The following is a 19,698-nucleotide window of genomic DNA, read 5'->3' as shown; positions in this document are numbered from 1 at the left end:
TGGCGTCGACAGCCCGTGGGCCTCGACCGCGGCAACGTACATCATCGCTTGGCCCGCGCTCCGTCTGAAGGCTCTGCGACGATCTGCCCGATCGAGCGTGTTCGGAATGCTCACGGGCTCAATGCTGCTTGTGACCATGGTCAGCGCATTCGCCGTGGCGGTCGGCGATCCGGTGTATAACCCGGGCACCGGCAATTTCGAGACCGTGTTTCAAGTCCCGTCGCCCCCCAATGGTTGGGTGGTGACAAAGGTGACCTCCGGCAACACGATCACCTACAACGCCGTTATCGTCACGCCGCCAGCTATCGGTACCACCTATGTTTCCGGCGGAAAAACCTACAAGGTTCTTTCCTACACCACGACGACGGTGAACGGCACCACATACTACACCGGCATCGTGGTTCAGAACCAGACCGACTCCGGCAACCCGCAAACCACGCTCAACACCTATCAGCTCAACGTCCCGACCGCGGGCGGGGGTGCCGGCGGTTCCGGCAGCGGCGGCACGGTGATCCAGGGCAACGATGTGCGCTATGTCGACCGGCAGACTGGTTCCAACGGCTCGGGCGGCTCAAACGCCTATGGCATCGAGATCGATTTCGGGATCCTCGGCAGTCTGACCATCGGCGTGAGTGGTTCCGATGGCCAGCCGGGCGGCAATGGCCCGACGATCAATGACACGCTGCCGGTGGGCAGCAGCTACAGTTCCAGCCAGGACGGCAAAGCCGCGGTCGAGATCGTCAGCATTGGCGGTGATGGCGGCAAAGGCGGCGATTCCTACGGCAACCAGGACGCGCGCCAGGGCGGCGCAGCCGGCCAGGGTGGCGACATCACCCTCAATTCGGCGGCGACGATCACCACCGATGCGGTCGGAGCCGACGGCATCTTTGTGATGAGCAAGGGTGGTCAGGGCGGCGCCGGCGGCAATGGCTATATCCTCAGCCAAGGCGGCTCCGGCGGCCCGCCGACCAAAGGCGGCACGGTCATCGTGACCAACAGCGGCCAGATCACTACCAACCAGGACAAGTCCGTCGGCATCTTTGCACAATCGATCGGCGGCGGCGGCGGCTCAGGCGGTGACAGCTTCGGCATTGTCGGCCAACCCGGCTCGGCCTCGGCCGGCGGCAATGGCGGCACGGTCACCGTCACCAACACGGGCGTCATCGAAACCAAGGGCGCGCGGTCCTACGGCATCTGGGCGCAGTCGCTCGGTGGCAGCGGCGGCAACGCCGGCGATTCTGGCGGCCTTGTCGCGCTCGGCAACAAACTCGGCTCCGGTGGCGGCACCGGCGATACCGTGACCGTCAACAACAATGCCGGCGGCAACATCACCACCTATGGCGTCGGCGCGTTCGGCATCCTGGCGCAGTCGATCGGCGGCGGTGGCGGCGATGCGGGTGACGCGGGCGGCCTCGTCGCCATCGGCGGCGACGCCGGCTCCGGCGGCGACGGCAAGACCGTCATCGTCAACAACCATGCCAACGTCACGACATATGGCGGCACGGACTCGAGCGTCACAGATCTTGGTCCGACCATCAAGGATGTCGGCGCCGACGCAATCGTGGCGCAATCGATCGGCGGCGGCGGTGGCAACGGTTCGGGCAGCGGCGGCCTGGTCGCTATCGGCGGCGAGGGCAGCGCCGGCGGCGCGGGCGGATCGGTTACTGTGACCAATGACGGCACGCTGACCACCACCGGACCGAAGGCGCGCGGCATCTATGCCCAGTCGATCGGCGGCGGCGGCGGCAATGGCGGCGATTCCGGCGGCCTTGTCGCCATCGGCGGCAAAGGCTCCTCCACCAGCAATGGCGGCACAGTCACCGTCAACAATACCGGCATCATCAACACAGCAGGCACCGCCATCCAGGCGGAGTCGATCGGCGGCGGCGGCGGCGATGGCGGTGCCAGCGGCGGTCTCTTCTCCATCGGCGGCTCCGGCGGCGGAGGTGGCGACGGCCAGACCGTCATCGTCAACTCCTCGAACCACTTGACCACGACCGGCGACAATTCAGTCGGAATTCTCGCCCAGTCACTGGGCGGCGGCGGCGGCAATGGCGGCGGCTCCTATACCGTCGGTGAAGCCGTGGCGATCGCCATTGGCGGCTCCGGCGACAAGGGCGGCAAGGGCGGATCGGTCGAGGTCAACCACGTGGCCGTGCCGGGCAATCTCAGCGGCCTCGTCGCCTCCGACATCACCACCGGCACGCGCACCACCAACATTCTGGGCCAAACCGTCGTCACAGGCGCCAAGGCGTATGGCGTCTTCGCGCAGTCGGTCGGCGGCGGCGGCGGCCGGGGCGGCCTTGCGGTCGCGGTCTCGAGCGCCACCTCTGGCGCCGGCGCCAGCTTCGCGCTCGGCGGCAAGGGCGGCCCTGGCGGCGACGGCAAGGACGTGACCGTCAACTACAAGGGAGACATCACTACCCAGGGCGACGGGGCCTATGGCATCTTCGCCCAGTCGGTCGGCGGCGGCGGCGGCGATGGCGGCGGCGCAGTCGCGGTGAGCGGCGGGGGCGCGTTCAACTTCGGCCTCGCCATGGGCGGTGCTGCCGATGTCGGAGGCAGCGGCGACATCGTCACCGTCAACACCACCGGCGGCACGATCGAGACCTATGGTCTCCAGGCCCATGGCATCTTCGCGCAGTCGGTCGGCGGCGGCGGCGGCAATGGCGGCTTTGCCGGCGGCGGCACGATCGGCGCCGTCGCGCTGACCGTCACCCTCGGCGGCAAGGGAGCCGCTGGTGGTGTCGCCAAGGCCGTTACCGTCAACAATGGCTCGGCGATCATCACCCATGCGGACGGGTCGATCGGCATCAACGCGCAGAGCCTTGGCGGCGGCGGCGGCAATGGCGGCTTTTCCATCGCCGGCGCGCTGGCGGTCGGCGCGATATCGGCAGCCATCGGCGGCGATGCTGGCGATGGCAGCAGCGGCGGCACCGTAACGGTCAGCAACCAGGGCAACATCACCACCTCGGGCATCAAGGCCCACGGCATCTTCGCGCAATCGGTCGGCGGCGGCGGCGGCAATGGCGGCGGCGCGATCGCCTTCTCGCTTGCGGTTTCGCCCGATCCTGAAGAGATTCCCGCGGTCGCCGTTTCGGTCGCGGTCGGCGGCAGCGGCGGCGATGGCAGCATAGGCGACACGGTGCATGTCACCAATAGCGGCAACATCACCACGCACGGCACCGAGGCCCACGGCATCTGGGCGCAATCGGTCGGCGGCGGCGGCGGCACCGGCGGCTATGCCGGATCGGGCTCCGGCTCAATGGGGCCGGGAGCCGACATATCGGTCGCCGTCGGCGGCACGGGCGGCATAGGCGGGAACGGCGGCGCCGTCATTGTCGATGCAGGCAAGAATGCGCTTGACCAGATCGTTCCCGGCTCCACGATCACCACGTGGGGCCTCGGCGCCGACGGCATCAGGGCGCAGTCGATCGGCGGCGGCGGTGGCGACGGCGGCTTTGCGATCGGCGTCAATCTCGGTATCAACAACAGCGACCTGCCTCTCGCATCGATCGGTGTCACAGTAGGCGGCCGAGGCGCGCTCGGCGGCGACGGTTCGACCGCGACAGTCAACAACTGGTCGGTCATCCGGACCTATGGCGACAATTCGGCCGGCATCTACGCACAGAGCGCGGGCGGCGGCGGCGGCGACGGCGGCAACGCGATCACTGCGGTCGGAAGCTGGGCGAACGCGACCAGCTCGAGCGCGCAGAACACCAACATCTCGGTGGCGGTCGGCGGTAACGGCGCGCTCGCCGGCGACGGTAAGGAGGTCATCGTCAACAACCACGGCAGCATCGAGACCGGCCTCATCACTACCGACACGGACATCGCCGGCGATAAAGTGACCACCGGCAACAGCGCCTATGGCATCTTCGCGCAGTCGATCGGCGGCGGCGGCGGCATCGGCGGCCGCGCCAATTCCATCAACGTGCTGGTCGGCAAGGGCGAGGCGCCCCCGGACGCGCTGATCAACGTCGCCATGTCGGTGGCGGTCGGCGGCCAGGGAGGCGCGGCGGGCAATGGCGGCCACGTGGCCGTCACCAATGACGGCAGCATCACGACCAACGGTTCGCTCGCCGACGGCATCTATGCGCAGAGCGTGGGCGGTGGCGGCGGCGCCGGCGGCAACGGTATCCTCGGCACGGACGAACTGATCCCGGTCCCTGCGGCGCTGATCGCCAACCTCGCCTTCGGCAAGACCAAGCTCTACAGCTCTCTCGGCGCCGCCGTTGGCGGCAATGGCGGCGGGTCAGGCATTGGCGGCCTTGTCGAGGTCACCAACACCGGCAACATCACCACGAAAGGCAGCAATTCGAACGGCATCTTCGCGCAGTCGGTTGGCGGCGGCGGCGGTGTCGGCGGCAAGGGAAATATCGGCGCCACCGGCACGATCGGCGTCGGCGGCAAGGGCACCAGCGGCGGCGATGGCGGCATCGTCCATGTCACCAACAACGATAGCAGCAAGATCGAGACCTTCGGCGCGGCCTCGAACGGCATCTTCGCCCAATCGGTTGGCGGTGGCGGCGGCGTCGCCGGCAATGTCGATCGGGTGCTGGCGAACGGACTGGGGCCGATCCCGGCGCTAAACCTCGGCATCGGCTTCGCCTTCGGCCAAGGCGGCGGCAATGGCGGCTCGGGCAAGGACGTCACCGTCGAGGGCAATGGCGCGATCATCACCCACGGCTCGTCCTCGGCCGGCATCTTTGCCCAGTCGGTGGGCGGCGGCGGCGGCATCCTCGGCACGCTTGGCAATGAGCTCCCGGGCGTCAGCACGGTAACGAACTGGGCCGTCGGCAGCAATGGCGATGCCGGCGATTCCGGCATCGTCCACGTCAACTACGCCGGCACGATCGACACCTATGGCGACGGCTCCATCGGCATCTTCGCCCAGAGCAATGGCGGCGCGAAGGACACGGCGCAGAGCTATCTCGGCACGGCCGGCAAGGTCACCGTGGATTTGACCGGTTCGGTCGTCACCCATGCGGCGGGCACCGACGCCATCGTCGCGCAGAGCAAAGCCGTGGAAGGCAATGGCGACATCGCCATCAACCTGACGAGCGCAACCGGCAAGGTCGTGGGCGGTGCCACCGAACAGGTGGTGGAGCAGGGCGGCACAATCAACCACCTTGTCGGCGTCGGCGTGTGGATCGTCGACGGCAACAACAACACGATCGGCAACAAGGGCACGATCACGACCGCGAGCGGCACGGCGGGCGGCTGGGCGATCCTGTCCGGCGACGGCAAGGAAGCGGTCACCAATTACGGCACGGTCACCGGTTCCTTCGATCTTGGCGCCGGTGTCAACAGCTTCACCAACGAGGCCAACGCCACCTTTAATGCGGGCGCCGACGCCAAGCTCGGTACAGGCAACCTCTTCGCCGACAGCGGCTATTTCTCGCCGGGCGGCGACAACAATGTGATGACGACAACCCTTGTCGGCAATTGGAACCAGGCCTCGACGGGCGCCTACAAGCTCGACGTCGACCTCGATCCGCAAGCCGACCTGATCGACGTCGCCGGAACGGCCGATCTCGGCGGTGCGATCGACCTGAACATCATGGATGCGGCCGCGGCGAAGCCAGGCAGCCAGACGTTCCACATCCTCCATGCCGATGGCGGTGTCTCGCATACCGGACTGGAGCTCAGTTCGGTACAAAGCGCGGTCGCGCAATATGAGTTGCAGTATCCGGATCTCAACAATGTCTATCTCGGTGTCGACATAACCTTCGCCCCCACCGGGCTGACCGGGAACCAGATTCCGGTTGCGAATGCCATCAACACCATCCAGTCCGGCCCGACCTCGCCGGATTTCCAGAAGATCGCTGAAGCGTTGTTCTACATCCCGACGGTCGAGCAACTTGGCGCCGTCTACGATTCGATTTCGGGCGAGGGGGTCTCCGGGTTCGAGCAGCCGCAATTCGGCGCTTATGAAAGCTTCTTCGCCTCGATGGGCCGCCAGGCCGATTTCTGGCGCACCGGCCTCGGCACCGACCCGACAGATGTCACGACGGCGCCGCAGGCCTATGACGAGCCGACGAAACCCAGGAAGGATCCATTCAAGGCCATGCAACCCGACCGGCGACGCTGGAGCTTTGGGCGAGCGCCGGCGGCAATGGCGGCGAGATCAGCGGCGACGCGGCCGCGGGCACAGCCGGCACCAGCTACAAGGGCGGCAACCTCGCGGCGGGCGTGGAGTCCGCCGGCGATCCCGACATGCTGGTGGGCTTCGCGCTGGGTGGCTCGGCGGGTTCGTTCGCTGTCGACGATCGCCAGACTTCCGGTAACATCGTCGGCGCGCAGGCCGGCGCTTATGTCGCGCGCAAATGGGACCAGTTCTATATCGACGGCGCGCTTGCCTTCGGCCTCTACAACAACAATATCCACCGGGCCACGGCGGTGCCCGGCTCGGACGCGCCGATCGATCCGGTGGCCGGCATCACGCCCGAGAACTGGCGCAGCAATTTCCTGAGCGCCGGCTTCGGCACCAACATCGAGGCCGGCTGGCGCCAGCAGGTGGGCGAGGGGGCGATCACGCCTTTCGCCGGCCTGCAATTCGCCTTCCTGTCGATGGACTCCTTCGACGAGACGTCGCTTGACGGCGGCGCGTTGGGCCTGAGCTTCGATCATCGCGTCGTCACCTCGCTGCCGGTTTCGCTCGGCCTGCAACTCGACACCACGATCGGCGTCGGCGATGGCCAGTCGCTGCAGGCCTGGGGCCGTGCCGCCTGGGTGCATGAATTCGAGCCCGACCGTTCGGTGAAGCCGAGTTTCCAGGCGGCTCCGGGGACCTCTTTCGTCATCCAGGGCGCCTCCGCAGCCGAGGACGCGGTCGCCGTCAATGCCGGCCTGAAGATGAACTGGGGCTCGAACACGTCGATGTTCGCCGCCTTCGACGGCAAGTTCGGCGACAGCTTGCGGAGCTATGGTGGCGATGTCGGCTTCAAGCTGAACTGGTAGAGGCGGAGCTTCAAAACGCAGGCACAGGGAGTGGTCTGTCGAATGGGAATTGTGTCCGTCTGCTTTGCGTCGTTTTATTCGTTGGTTCGAAAAATGGGAAAATCATGAAAAGACTGCTGCTTGCGCTTGGGTTTGCGATCGTCGCCTCGGAAGCATTTGCCTCCGGCATGGGCGTTTCATTCACATGGGGTCCGACCAAGAAATGCTTCGACCCGAAATCGCCGCCGATAGCACTGTCCGGCGTGCCCCAGGGAACGGCAAAACTGCAGATAAAGATGACGGACAGCAGTTCATCTTACGATCACGGTGGCGGGACTGTTGCTTATAAGGGACAATCATCCCTGCCTTACGGTGCGTTCCATTACAAAGGGCCGTGCCCGGATAGCGGAACCCATTTTTACAACATCACCGTGAAGGCGGTGGATCCGTCAGGGAAAGTTCTGGCCAGCGGTTCCGCCTCCCAGCCATTTTCGTCAAAGTAGAAGCGGGGCCGGACTAGCAAAGGGAGAGGACCTTCCCAGCCACGCGGGCGCAGATGCCACCACGAAGTTCGACTTTGCACCCCTACGGCTTTAATTCAGGCGTTGACTGGCGGAGGGAGTGGGATTCGAACCCACGGTGAACTTGCGCCCACGCCGGTTTTCAAGACCGGTGCCTTAAACCGCTCGGCCATCCCTCCATCGTGATTTTCCACGAGGCGCCCCGTCCTGCCGACTGCAAAGCCGTGCCGACGGGAACTCGAGCGCCCATGCTCTAGTGCGCCGCGCAAAGATCTGTCAATCGCGGAACGGCTCAATCGTGTTCGCGGGCGCCGGGACAGCGGCGGAAAGCCGGTCCCGATACGCCGGCGCCAAGACCCCATCGGAGATGTACGGATTCGCAAATCTTGGCGGTTGGCTGCCGCCTCCGGGGCGCGCGCTTGCGCGGCATCTCCCTTTGATCAGGACAGTCGGGCCAGATGGGCGGCCGCGAGGTCGAGCCCGTCGCGGCTGATCGAATGGCCAAGGCCCTGCTGGAGCCTCAAGGAAATGTCGGCGCCCGCGGCGGAAAGACGTTTGTGCGCGCTTTGCGCCTCGGCCACCGGGATCACCGGGTCGGCAGTACCATGCAGCAGCAGAACCTTCGTTCGGGGCGAAGGGGTGAGCGGTTCCGGCGTCGCGAGACGGCCGGAGAAGCCGATCACTGCGCCAGGCCTCCAACGACCGGAGGCGATCGCATCGAGCGCCATGATGGCGCCCTGCGAGAAGCCCAGCAGCGCTACGCGCTCGAGGTGGCCGCTCAGGCCGTGTCGTTCGATCAGCGCGGACACGGCGGCATCGAATGCCGGCCGCGCGGCGGCGATGCGCCCGGCCCGGTTGGCCTCCGTGACGCCCGAGATCGAGAACCACTGCCGTCCCGGCCCACCCTGATCGAAAGGTTCCGGGCCATCGGGCGCTTCGAAGGCGGCACCGGGCAGCGACGGCGCGAGGTAGTCCGCCAGCGGCGCCAGGTCGGCGCCCCGGCTGCCGACGCCATGCAGCAATATGACCAGGGAGACGGCCATTACGCTGCCTCCTTCAGGCGGACCGGATCAAGCCCCGGCAGGTCGGGTCCAATGGGCACGATGCCGGTCGGGTTCAGCCGCTTGATCGAATAGTAGCCGCGCTTGATGTGGTCGATGCTGACCGTCCCGCGTACCCCGGGCACATCAAGCACGCGGGCGAGATAGGCCGACAGCGCCGGGTAGTCCGCGATGCGGCGAAGATTGGTCTTGAACAAGCCATGATAGGCGGCATCGAAGCGGACCAGCGTCACGAACAACCGGATGTCCGCCTCGGTGAAGGCTTTCCCCATCAGCCATGGTCCGCCCGCCGACAGCCGCGCTTCCAGTTCGTCAAGTTGCGCGAAGACGTCGTGAAAGGCTTCTTCATAGGCAATCTGGGTCGTGGCGAAGCCCGCGCGATAGACGCCGTTGTTCAGCCGCCGATAGATCAGGTCGTTCAGCGTGTCGATTGCCGCCCGCAACGGCTCGGGGTAGAGATCGGGGCCTGAGGCCAGACTGCCGAAACCCGAGTTGAACATGCGCAGTATCTCGGCGGATTCATTGTTCACGATGGTACCGCGCAGCTTGTCCCAGAGCACCGGCACGGTGGCCCGGCCCGAGACATGCGGATCGGCCCTGGTATAGATCTCATGCAGCCATGTCGCTCCGGTCACCGGGTCCGGCGAGGAAAAACGCCAGCCTTGCGCGCCGAGCTCGGGCTCGACGATCGACAGCGACACCACGTCCTCCAGCCCCTTCAGCTTGCGCGCGATCAGGGTGCGCGAAGCCCAGGGGCAGATCAGAGCGACATAAAGATGGTAGCGCCCGGGTTCGGCCTTGAACCCGTCCGTTCCGCTCGGACCCGCGCTGCCGTCCGGCGTGATCCAGTTGCGGAAGGTCGAGGCCTGGCGCACGAAGCCGCCCTTGGCATCGGTTGCCTGGACGGGTTGCCAGTCCTCGGTCCATTTTCCATCGATAAGCATTCGAATTCTCCTTGCGGTGACCGGGCGACCGGACGGCCGAACAGTCGTGATCAGAACGGGCTGGCAGCCAGCGCGAGCGGCCCGTCGCCAAGCAGCGCCAGGGTCAGCAGCGCCACGATCCAGAAAGCGGGATACTCCCAGCCGCCGTTAGGGTTGCTGAACCAGAAGCCCGCCTTGCCGTGAACCTTGGCGATGGTGCCGGCGAGAACCGGGATCAGGATGATCGCGAAGACGCGCGGCCAGATGCCCAGCAGCAGAGCGAAAGCTCCCACGAGCTCCCAGACGATCGTCACGTAGGCGAACCAGCCGGGCAGCCCAAGCGATTTGAAGAAGCCAGCGGTCCCGGCCGGCTTGAACACGAAAAGCTTCAGCCCGACATGGGCGAAGAACAGCACGGCCAGAGCCAGCCGCAAGAGAAGCACGCCCCACGGGGCGGTTACAGGGTCCATCATGGTCTCGATCCTTTAGGTTGAGCCCGGCGGAACGCCGCGTCCTGGAACGCCTCGCGCCGGTTTTTCGGCACGCGGGCGGTCAGTGGAAAATGAAGCTGCGCATCGACACCGAGGCGATGTCGATCGAGTCGTTCATGAAGGTCAGCTGGTCCTTTTCGTCGGTCACGCCGGCGGCCGTCAGGGCCGGGAGATAGTGGTCGGGCGTCGGCTGGACCATGGCGAACAGGCTCCCCATGCGCTGCCGGTCGGTCAGCGCCGCGAAGTCGCGCGCCGCCAGCCGGTCGGCAAAGAAGCTGTCGAACTCGACGGCCCAGTCATAGGGCTTGCCGCCCCAGCGCATGGCGCGCAGGTTGTGCACCACGTTGCCCGAGCCGAGGATCAGCACGCCTTTGCCGCGCAGCTCGGCCAGGTCCTTGCCGATCTGCAGATGCCAGTCCAAATCCTTCGACATGTCGATCGAGAGCTGGAACACGGGGACGTTGGCCTCAGGGTAGAGCTTCGTCAGCACCGACCAGGCGCCGTGATCAAGCCCCCAGGTGTCGTCTGCCTCGGCGTGGTGGCTGGCGAGCAGGCTGACCACTTCCCGCGCGAGTTCCGGGGCTCCACGGGCAGGGTATTGCGCGGCATGGAGTTCCGGCGGGAAGCCGTAAAAATCGTGGATCGTGCGGGGCAAGGCCGAGACATCGACCAGTGTCGTGCCGCGCGTCATCCAGTGAGCCGAGACCACCAGGATCGCCTGCGGCCGCGGCAACGCCTTGCCCAGGTCGCCCCAGGAACGGGAATAGGCATTGTCCTCGATCGCGTTCATCGGCGAGCCGTGGCCGAGGAACACCACCGGCATCCGATCCGACGCTTTCAGCCGGCTCTTCAGATCCTGCATCGATGCGGCAAGACTCATCTCCATCTCCTTCGGAACGTCTGGCGGCGCCTTTCGGTGCCTGTCGAGAGCAATATGTCATCGGAGATTTGAGAATAAAATGACGCATGTTATGAATGAGTGAGAACAAAATGTTCTCAATATGAGGGGGCAATATGGACTTTCTCGATTGTTTGCGGGCCTTCGTGGCCACCGCCCGGGCCGGTTCGTTCAGCCAGGCGGCCGAACGCCTGGGAATATCCAACAGGCTGACGTCAAAATATGTGGCCGCGCTGGAGGAGCGCCTTGGCGTGAGGCTTCTGCAGCGCACGACCCGGCGCGTCGGCATCACGCCCGAGGGCGAGGACCTGCTGCGGCGGGCTCCGGCGCTGCTCGACGATACCGACGACCTGCTTGCGAGCTTTACCGAGGAGGGAAGGGGGCTGTCGGGAAGCCTGCGGGTATCGGCGCCGGTGACCTTCGGCCAGACGCATGTGCAGGCACTCCTGCGTGGCTTTGCAATGAACCACCCCGATCTGGTGATCGATCTGCAACTGGACGATGCCTATATCGACCTTGCCGCGCGCGGCGTGGACGTGGCCTTCCGGATCGGCGAGTCGAACCAAAGGTCGCTGGTGACCCGCAAGCTCGGCACGATCTCGAGCATCATGCTCGCTTCCACGGACTATATCGCTCGTCGAGGAACTCCCGAAAGCCCCGGGGATCTGTTACGGCACGACTGCATCGTTGACACAAACCGCCGCGATGCCATGCACTGGCCGCTGGAACATGACGGGCGGACCGAGGAATTCCCGGTTCATGCCCGCTTCATGGTGAACTCCGCGCAAGTGGCGCTGGACCTAGCGCGGGCTGGTCTGGGGATCTCGTTTTGTCCGCGATTCGTGATCGGCGCGGACATGAAAGCCATGGGGCTCGTCCAGGTGCTGCCCGGCTATTCCAACCCGACCTCGCCCGTTTCGATGGTGTGGCTTGAGGGGCGGGTATTGCCGCGCAAGGTCCGAAGTCTGATAGACTATGTCGTGGCCGAAACGCGCGGAGTGATCTGATGTGTGTACGCGCGCCACAATCTCGCCCTGTTGCGGCCATAATCGGTTAACATCGTGATAAGCAATTCCTGTGCACAAAGGGATTGGGATCAAGGTGTTGCTGGCATCGGCGGACGCTTGGCTCCGTCGGGTGGCAGCACGGTAGGGGACAATCGAAAACATGCAGACTCCGGCGCGCCCGCGTCTTCGTCGCGCTTCTGCTTTCGCCCTGTGCGCCCTTTCGGGCCTGCTGCTGGCTGCCTGCGCCTCGCAACCCGAGCCGAAGGGGATGGTCTACAAGAAGGCCCGTCCCAAGGAATATTTCGCCGAATCCGAATATGGCGTGAAGGCAAGCCCGCGCGTCCAATTCATGCGCCGTGGCGGCGGCCGCGACCAACTCGGCAAGCCCTACCAGGTTCGCGGCAAGTGGTACTATCCGAAGGAAGACAAGAAGGGCTTCACCAAGGTCGGCCTGGCCTCCTGGTATGGCGACGCCTTTCACGGGCGTTTGACCGCCAATGGCGAAGTCTATGACATGACGCATCTGACGGCGGCGCATCCAACGATGCCGCTGCCGAGCTATGCCCGCGTCACCAATCTGGATACCGGCAGTTCCGTGATCGTCCGCGTCAACGACCGCGGTCCCTATCATGAAGGCCGTATCATCGACGTCTCCGAACGAGCCGCGCAAATGCTCGACTATGACAAGGTCGGCACGGCCCGGGTCAAAGTCGAATATGTCGGCCGCGCGCCGCTCGATGGCGACGATGATCAGTATCTGGTGGCGTCCTACCACCCCGGCAAGAACCGGCCGGATCCGTCGGACGGTTTGCCGACCGGCGTGATGGTGGCCATGAACGGTCCGTCGCCGAGCTTGTCGGTGGGCGCGCCGCCGGCGGCCGTGCCGTTCCCTGGACAGTTGACCAATTCGGGGCAGGCATTTGCCGCGCAGCCGGGCCTGTCGGAGCAGGCGACCGTGCAGCCGGCAGCGTTCTCGGTGCAAGGCGCCGGCGATGTCGTGCTGCCCGATTTCGGACCGATCGTGCCGGAGCGGCCGGATCTCGGCCTGCCGCCGAACTCGCCCTTCGCCATGGCTTCGCTGTCCTATGCGGATGAGCGGGTGAAGCGCGCCGATGTCTTTGCCGCGCTCGATGCCGGCGGCATGTCGCCGGCCGATATCCTGCAATCGTGGAAGAAATCGAACCGCCAGGAGCAGGCGCCTGGATCCGACTACGTCGCCGCCGGTTCCTTCGACGAAGCCGCCGAGGCCAAGCGTGTGGCCGCGGCGCTCGAGCCGTTCGGCCGGACCGAGATCCAGCGCACCGAGCTTGACGGCAATGACTGGTACGCGGTCAATGTCTATCCGGATGGGCACGGCAGCATTGACGACCTGCTCCAGGCAGCCTGGTCGCATGGCGCGCCGGACGCGCTGGTTGTGCGTAACTGATCAAATTCGCGCTGCACGTTGATCCGGCCGAAAAAACCCTGCTAGCTTGGCCGCGGGGTAGTCTTTGTGCAATTCCGGGGCGACTCTTCGGTTTTGCTCAGATTGGGTCGACATTTCATGCAATTGCGCACTCTTCCGCCTCTCGCCAGCCTTCTGGGATTGGTGCTGGCGCTGCTTTGCGCCGCCCCGGCGAGCGCGCAGTTGTTCGAGACCAAGGCGACGCAGGTGTTCATGATCGATGCGGACACCGGCACGGTGCTCTTCGCCAAGGACCCCGACAAGCCGATCCCGCCAGCCTCGATGGCCAAGCTGATGACGATGGAAATGGTCTTCAACGCCATCAAGTCGAAGCGGATCACGCTCGACGACACGTTCGTCGTCAGCGAAAACGCCTGGCGCACCGGCGGCGCGCCGTCCGGGACTTCGACCATGTTCGCAAAGCTCAAATCCGAGGTCCGCGTCGAGGACCTTATCCAGGGTGTCACCGTGCAGGCTGCCAATGACGGCTGCATCGTGCTTGCCGAGGGCATGGCGGGCTCGGAAGCGAATTTCGCCGCGCAGATGACCGATCGCGCCCGCCAGCTCGGCCTGTCGAAATCGACCTTCGTCAATTCGACCGGCCTGCCTGCCGACGGCCAGCAGACGACGGTGCGCGAGCTGACGATGCTGGCACTGCATCTGTGGCGCGACTATCCCGAATTCTTCCACTATTACGGCCAGCCGGACTTCACCTGGAACAAGATCGCGCAGAGGAACCGCAATCCGCTGATCGCCATGGGCATCGAAGCCGACGGCTTTGTCGCCGGCGCCAGCGAACAGGCGGGCTTCGGCCTGGTCGGCACCGTCAGTCACAACGGCATCCGCGTGATCGCGGCGCTCACCGGACTGGCGAACGACCGCGAGCGCTCCGAGGAGGCGCGCAAGCTGCTCGACTGGGGCTCGCGGTCCTTCCAGAAGACCGAGATCTTCGCCAAGGACGAGGTGGTCGGGGAAGCGCAGGTCTTCGGCGGCGCCAAATCCGACCTGGCCTTGAAAGCCAAAGGCCCCGTGGACATCTTTCTGCCGATAGCCAATCGCGACAAGCTGACCGCCAGGATCGTCTATCAAGGTCCAGTGTCGGCGCCGATCGAGGAAGGGCAACCGGTTGGTGAGCTGCGCGTTTGGATAGGCGATACGCTCAGCCAGCAGACGCCGCTCTATGCCGCCGAGTCGGTGAAAGTGGGTACGCTGCCCCAGCGGGCGCTGGATGCCGTCAAGGAACTCGCCGTCGGCTGGCTGCGTCAGAAACATTTGTGATCGGGCAAGTTCGTGGACCTTTTGTCGGACGGGAGCTATGACAGCGGCCAGCACGGGCAAAGGCAGTCTCGATTGGCGAGCGGATTTTTCATCACCTTCGAGGGCGGCGAAGGAGCAGGCAAGTCGACGCAGATCGAGCGGCTGGCGCGGCGCATGCGCGCCAAGAAATACGAGGTTCTGGTCACCCGCGAGCCGGGTGGATCGCCTGGCGCCGAGGCGGTAAGGCACGTGCTTCTGTCTGGCGCGGCCGAGCCGTTCGGCCCGAAGATGGAGGCAATCCTGTTCGCCGCCGCCCGTTCCGATCATGTCGAGCAGGTCATCCGGCCCGCGGTCGAGCGCGGCTCGATCGTTTTGTGCGACCGTTTCATCGATTCCTCGCGCGTCTACCAGGGTGTGACGGGCGGCATCGACCCCGACTTCATGAGGGCGCTGGAGGCGGTCGCCATCAACGGCATGATGCCGGACATGACCCTGATCTTCGACATCGATCCGGCTGAAGGCCTGAAGCGGGCCGCGGCGCGACGCGGGGCAGGGGACGCCGCCGACCGCTTCGAGAAAGAGACCTTGGCCATCCACCGGCGCCGGCGCGAGGCTTTCCTGGCCATCGCCGAGGCAGAGCCGGAGCGATGCATCGTCATCGACGCGGCCGCCGATCCCGATACGGTGGAAAATGTCGTCACCGCCGCTGTATTCGCGGCGCTGGAAGAGAGGATGCCGGCGCAAAGGATCGAGACGGCGCCGGCATGATCTTCGAACGCATCGCTCCAGAACAGCACGACACGTTGGACGGCGTGCCTGAGCCGGCCGAAACGCCGCGGTTGATCGGCCACGCGTCGGCGGCAGGCATGCTCGCCGGCGCCTACCGCTCGGGCAAGCTGCCGCATGCGCTGATTTTTACCGGGCCGCTCGGCATCGGCAAGGCCACGCTCGCCTTCCACCTGGCGCACCATCTTCTGAGATATCCGGATTTCAGGACGGCGCCCGACACGCTAGCGGTTCCCGATCCGGCTTCCCCGCTGTTTCGCCAGATCGCCACCGGGGCGCATCCGGGCGTGTTGCATCTGACGCGCCCCGCCAACGACAAGACCAAGAGCTTCAAGTCGGTGCTGACCGTGGATGAAATCCGCAGGGTCAGCCGCTTCCTGTCCATGACCTCGCATGACGGCAGCTACCGCGTCGTCATCGTCGATCCGGCCGACGACATGAACACCAATGCCGCCAATGCCTTGCTCAAGAATCTTGAGGAGCCGCCGGCGCGCACTTTGTTCATTCTCATTGTGCACGCGCCGGGCAGCCTGCTGCCGACGATCCGCTCGCGTTGCCAGATGGTGCGGCTGGCGCCGCTCGCGGCCGACGAGTTGATGGCCGTGCTGGAGAATGTCGAACCGCCGCCGCCGGATGATCCGGCCGCACGCGCAGCGCTCGCCGAGCGGGCAGGGGGCAGCGCACGCAACGCCATCCTGCTCACCCAATATGGCGGGCTGGAGATCGCCGGCGCGCTTGACGCACTGGTGGCGGCCGGGAAGCCCGACATTGCCGGCGCCCACCGCCTCGCCGAGGCCGTGGCGGGACGCGACCAGTCGATCCAGTTCGACATCTTCAACCGCCGCGCGCTCGATCTGCTATCGGCCGCCGCCAGCGAAGCAGCCTTGTCCGGCGACCTCGCCAGGGCCAAAACGCTGTCCGAGGCTTGGCAGGAGGCGCTGAACACGATATCTGAGGCCGAGACCTACAATCTCGACAAGAAGCAGCACGCCCTGACCATGATCGACCGCCTGAATTCTGCGATGCGAATGTGACGGCCCGTTCGATGCATGCCGTTGCCCACTTTCGGGCGGCATGCATTGGCCTCGGGATGGCAATCGGCGTTCCGATGCGATATCCACCGCCACAACTCACATTCAGATATTCATGACGGTTCATCCATGTCACGCGAAAAATACTACCTGACGACTCCCATTTTCTATCCGAACGGCAAGCCGCATATCGGTCATGCCTATACGGTCATCGCCAGCGACGCCCTGGCCCGCTTCCAGCGCCTCGACGGCAAGGACGTGTTCTTTCTCACCGGCACCGACGAGCACGGCCTCAAGATGCAGCAGACGGCCGAGAAGGAAGGTATCACGCCAATCGCGCTTGCCGACCGCAACTCGGCGATCTTTCGCTCGATGACCGAGACGCTCGGCGCCTCGAATGATGAATTCATCCGCACGACCGAACCGCGCCACTATGCATCCTGCCAGGCGATCTGGAAGGCGATGGCCGCCAATGGCGATATCTACCTTGACCGCTATAGCGGCTGGTATTCGGTTCGCCAGGAAGCCTATTTCGACGAAGCCGAGACCACTGTCGGCGACGACGGCGTGCGGCGCGAACCGCTTGGCTCGCCGGTCGAATGGAACGAAGAAGAGAGCTATTTCTTCCGGCTATCCGCCTATCAAGACAAATTGCTGGCGCTCTACGAGAGCCAGCCCGACTTCGTCGGGCCGGCCGAGCGGCGCAACGAAGTAATGAGCTTCGTCAAGTCAGGGCTGAAGGACCTGTCGATCTCGCGCACGACCTTCAAATGGGGCGTGCCCGTGCCTGGCGACGACAAGCATGTGATGTATGTCTGGGTCGATGCCTTGACCAACTACATTACCGCCGCCGGCTATCCGGACACCAAGGCCGGGCAATGGCGCTACTGGCCGGCCACGCACATTATTGGCAAGGATATCGTGCGCTTCCACGCGGTCTATTGGCCGGCCTTTCTGATGTCGGCAGGAATAGAGTTGCCGAAGCGCGTTTTCGCCCACGGCTTCCTGTTCAACCGCGGTGAGAAGATGTCCAAGTCGGTCGGCAACGTCATCGACCCGTTCACCATGGTCGAGCATTACGGCCTCGACCGGGTGCGCTATTTCTTCCTGCGCGAGGTGCCGTTCGGCCAGGACGGCAGCTACAGCCACGAAGCGATCGTCAACCGCACCAACGCCGATCTCGCCAACGGCCTCGGCAATCTGGCGCAGCGCTCGCTGTCGATGATTGCAAAGAACTGCGGCGGCGCCGTGCCGAAGCGCGGCGAGCTCACCGAGGCCGACGCTGCCATCCTCGATCAGGCCGTGGAGGCGTTGGCGGTGGCCCGCAGGGCTATGGCGGAGCAGGGCATCCATCTGGCGCTGGCCGCGATCTTCGGCGTGGTGGCGGAAGCGGATCGCTATTTCGCCTCCCAGGAGCCGTGGGCGCTTAAGAAGACCGATCCGGAGCGGATGGAGACGGTCTTGTGGACAACGGCTGAACTGGTGCGACGCGTGACACTGCTTTGCCAGCCCTTCGTTCCCGGATCGGCCGCCAAGCTCCTCGATCTGTTGGCTGTGCCGGCGGACAGGCGTGCTTTCGAGCACGTCCATGCCGACCACGCGCTGGTGCCCGGCACCGCTTTGCCAGCGCCGGAGGGCGTGTTCCCGCGTTATGTCGAGCAGGGCGCCTGATGCTGGTCGACAGCCATTGCCATCTCGACTTTCCGGACTTCGCCGAGGAGCGGGCGGCCATCGTCGCCCGCGCCCTCGCCGCCGGAGTAGGCCGCATGGTCACGATCTCGACGCGCGTGAAGCGTTTTCAGCAGGTCCTTGAAATCGCTGAAACTTTCGACGATGTCTATTGCTCGGTCGGCACCCACCCGCACAATGCGTCGGAAGAACTTGACGTGACCGCCGACGAATTGGTGCGGCTTGCCGAGCATCCAAAGGTGGTGGCGATCGGCGAAGCCGGGCTGGATTACCACTATGACAAGGCGCCGCGTGATGCGCAGGCGCAAGGTTTCCGCACCCATATCGCGGCAGCGCGCCGGACCGGCCTGCCGCTGGTCATCCATGCGCGCAATGCCGATGACGACGTGGCGTCGATCCTCGAGGACGAGACAGGGAAGGGCGCCTTCCCCTTCATTCTGCACTGTTTTTCGTCCGGACGCGGGCTGGCCGAAATCGGCGTGGCGCTGGGCGGCTATGTCTCCTTCTCCGGCATCCTGACCTTCAAAAATTCCCCCGAGCTGCGCGCCATCGCGGCCGATGTTCCACGCGACCGGCTGCTGGTCGAGACCGACGCGCCCTATCTCGCGCCGATCCCGCATCGGGGAAAACGCAACGAACCGGCTTATGTCACGAACACGGCGAAGGTGCTCTCCGAGATCATCGGTGTCAGCGAAACCGAAATAGCCGATATCACCACCGGCAACTTCTTCAGGCTGTTCACCAAGATGCCGCGTCCGGACATGGCGCGGACATGAGCGACCGGCTGCGCTTCACCATCCTTGGCTGCGGCTCATCGCCAGGCACGCCGCGCATCACCGGCGATTGGGGCAATTGTGATCCCGCGAATCCGAAGAACCGGCGCATGCGCACGGCAGCCCTGGTCGAGCGCATTGCCACCAACGGTGCGCGCACCACGGTCGTCATCGACACCGGACCGGATTTCCGCCAGCAGATGCTGATGGCTTCGGTCAGGCGTATCGACGCCGTCGTGTATACCCATCCGCATGCCGACCATATCCATGGCATCGACGATCTGCGCGGTTTTGTGCACGACCAGCGGCACAGGATCGACATTTACGCCGACGAACCGACGATGGAGCGGCTGCGCCAGGCCTTCGGCTATTGCTTCGAGACGCCGCCGGGCAGCTCGTATCCGCCGATCGTCGAGGCCCACATGATCCATCATGCCAAACCGGTGGTAATCGAAGGCGAGGGGGGCGCCCTCACCCTTGAGCCGCTGCCGCAGATCCATGGCGACATCATTTCGCTGGGCTTCCGCATCGGCGGGCTTGCCTACTGTCCGGATATCAGCGACTTCCCGGCCGCCACGGCCGAGCGCTTGCGCGGCCTCGACATGCTGGTGCTCGACGCGCTGCAGTACAACACCCATCCCAGCCATCTGTCGCTCGGCCAGGCTCTGGGCTGGATCGAGAAACTGGCTCCGAACAAGGCCGTGCTGACGCATATGCACGTGCCGCTGGACTATGCCGTGGTGATGGCCGAAACGCCGGAGCACGTGGTGCCGGCCTATGATGGCATGGTGATCGAAATTCCTGTTGAATCAGAATGATGGGACAAATTCCCAACATCTGAAGCAAACCGAGCATCGCCCAGCCGAGGATCAGGA

15 protein-coding genes and 1 tRNA gene are annotated in these 19,698 nt (G+C 65.1%); 11 read left to right on the top strand and 5 right to left on the bottom strand.

Annotated elements, in window-relative coordinates:
* Nucleotides 1-121 precede the first annotated feature (121 nt).
* The 3 genes from DPM35_RS33135 to DPM35_RS21250 all read left to right on the top strand — a co-directional run bounded on the left by DPM35_RS33135 (nt 122) and on the right by DPM35_RS21250 (nt 7,445).
* A complete protein-coding gene (locus tag DPM35_RS33135) occupies nt 122-6,475 on the top strand; it encodes a beta strand repeat-containing protein (protein WP_181592090.1) in 6,354 nt (2,117 codons plus the stop codon).
* Entirely contained in the window at nt 6,403-6,963 is a 561-nt protein-coding gene (locus DPM35_RS32490; protein WP_181592089.1) for an autotransporter outer membrane beta-barrel domain-containing protein, read from the top strand. The genes DPM35_RS33135 and DPM35_RS32490 overlap by 73 nt, the downstream gene beginning before the upstream one ends.
* Before the next feature lie 104 nt (nt 6,964-7,067).
* Entirely contained in the window at nt 7,068-7,445 is a 378-nt protein-coding gene (locus DPM35_RS21250) for a YbhB/YbcL family Raf kinase inhibitor-like protein (protein ID WP_112129219.1), read from the top strand.
* A 107-nt stretch (nt 7,446-7,552) separates the two neighbouring features.
* On the opposite strand, the gene DPM35_RS21245 is transcribed toward DPM35_RS21250, so the two are convergent.
* From DPM35_RS21245 to ygiD, 5 genes are all read right to left on the bottom strand, one after another.
* Nucleotides 7,553-7,642, bottom strand: a tRNA-Ser gene (locus DPM35_RS21245).
* Nucleotides 7,643-7,903: 261 nt separating this feature from the next.
* Nucleotides 7,904-8,506: an alpha/beta hydrolase gene (locus DPM35_RS21240; protein ID WP_112129218.1), complete on the bottom strand. Its 603-nt coding sequence runs from the start codon at nt 8,504-8,506 to the stop codon at nt 7,904-7,906.
* Nucleotides 8,506-9,468 (bottom strand): glutathione S-transferase family protein, encoded by a 963-nt coding sequence (locus tag DPM35_RS21235; protein WP_112129217.1) that lies wholly within the window; start codon nt 9,466-9,468, stop codon nt 8,506-8,508. Before DPM35_RS21235 ends, DPM35_RS21240 begins: the two co-directional genes overlap by 1 nt.
* A 50-nt stretch (nt 9,469-9,518) precedes the next feature.
* A complete protein-coding gene (locus tag DPM35_RS21230; RefSeq protein WP_112129216.1) occupies nt 9,519-9,920 on the bottom strand; it encodes a DoxX family protein in 402 nt (133 codons plus the stop codon).
* 79 nt (nt 9,921-9,999) lie between these two features.
* On the bottom strand, nt 10,000-10,818 hold the full coding sequence (gene ygiD / locus DPM35_RS21225) for a 4,5-DOPA-extradiol-dioxygenase (RefSeq protein ID WP_112129433.1): 819 nt from the start codon (nt 10,816-10,818) through the stop codon (nt 10,000-10,002).
* 134 nt (nt 10,819-10,952) lie between these two features.
* Between ygiD and DPM35_RS21220 the strand changes: the two genes are divergently transcribed.
* The 8 genes from DPM35_RS21220 (at nt 10,953) to DPM35_RS21185 (ending at nt 19,641) form a co-directional block, all read left to right on the top strand.
* The gene (locus DPM35_RS21220; RefSeq protein WP_112129215.1) at nt 10,953-11,843 is read left to right on the top strand and encodes a LysR family transcriptional regulator; all 891 of its coding nucleotides are present in this window, start codon (nt 10,953-10,955) and stop codon (nt 11,841-11,843) included.
* A gap of 160 nt (nt 11,844-12,003) precedes the next feature.
* On the top strand, nt 12,004-13,269 hold the full coding sequence (locus DPM35_RS21215; protein WP_112129214.1) for a septal ring lytic transglycosylase RlpA family protein: 1,266 nt from the start codon (nt 12,004-12,006) through the stop codon (nt 13,267-13,269).
* 117 nt (nt 13,270-13,386) lie between these two features.
* Nucleotides 13,387-14,565, top strand: a complete 1,179-nt coding sequence (locus DPM35_RS21210; protein WP_112129213.1) for a D-alanyl-D-alanine carboxypeptidase family protein — start codon at nt 13,387-13,389, stop codon at nt 14,563-14,565.
* Nucleotides 14,566-14,637: 72 nt separating this feature from the next.
* Complete coding sequence (gene tmk / locus DPM35_RS21205) at nt 14,638-15,312, top strand: dTMP kinase (protein WP_112129212.1); 675 nt, start codon at nt 14,638-14,640, stop codon at nt 15,310-15,312.
* Nucleotides 15,309-16,364, top strand: a complete 1,056-nt coding sequence (locus DPM35_RS21200) for a DNA polymerase III subunit delta' (protein WP_112129211.1) — start codon at nt 15,309-15,311, stop codon at nt 16,362-16,364. The genes tmk and DPM35_RS21200 overlap by 4 nt, the downstream gene beginning before the upstream one ends.
* 126 nt (nt 16,365-16,490) lie before the next feature.
* On the top strand, nt 16,491-18,032 hold the full coding sequence (gene metG, locus DPM35_RS21195; RefSeq protein ID WP_112129210.1) for a methionine--tRNA ligase: 1,542 nt from the start codon (nt 16,491-16,493) through the stop codon (nt 18,030-18,032).
* Complete coding sequence (locus DPM35_RS21190) at nt 18,032-18,826, top strand: TatD family hydrolase (protein WP_112129209.1); 795 nt, start codon at nt 18,032-18,034, stop codon at nt 18,824-18,826. The genes metG and DPM35_RS21190 overlap by 1 nt, the downstream gene beginning before the upstream one ends.
* Entirely contained in the window at nt 18,823-19,641 is an 819-nt protein-coding gene (locus DPM35_RS21185) for an MBL fold metallo-hydrolase (RefSeq protein WP_112129208.1), read from the top strand. Before DPM35_RS21190 ends, DPM35_RS21185 begins: the two co-directional genes overlap by 4 nt.
* Nucleotides 19,642-19,698 lie beyond the last annotated feature (57 nt).

Source organism: Mesorhizobium atlanticum (assembly GCF_003289965.1).
Classification (GTDB): Bacteria; Pseudomonadota; Alphaproteobacteria; order Rhizobiales; family Rhizobiaceae; genus Mesorhizobium; species Mesorhizobium atlanticum.
Note: the sequence above shows the minus strand (reverse complement) of the source record. Positions and strands in the feature narration are given on the sequence as shown.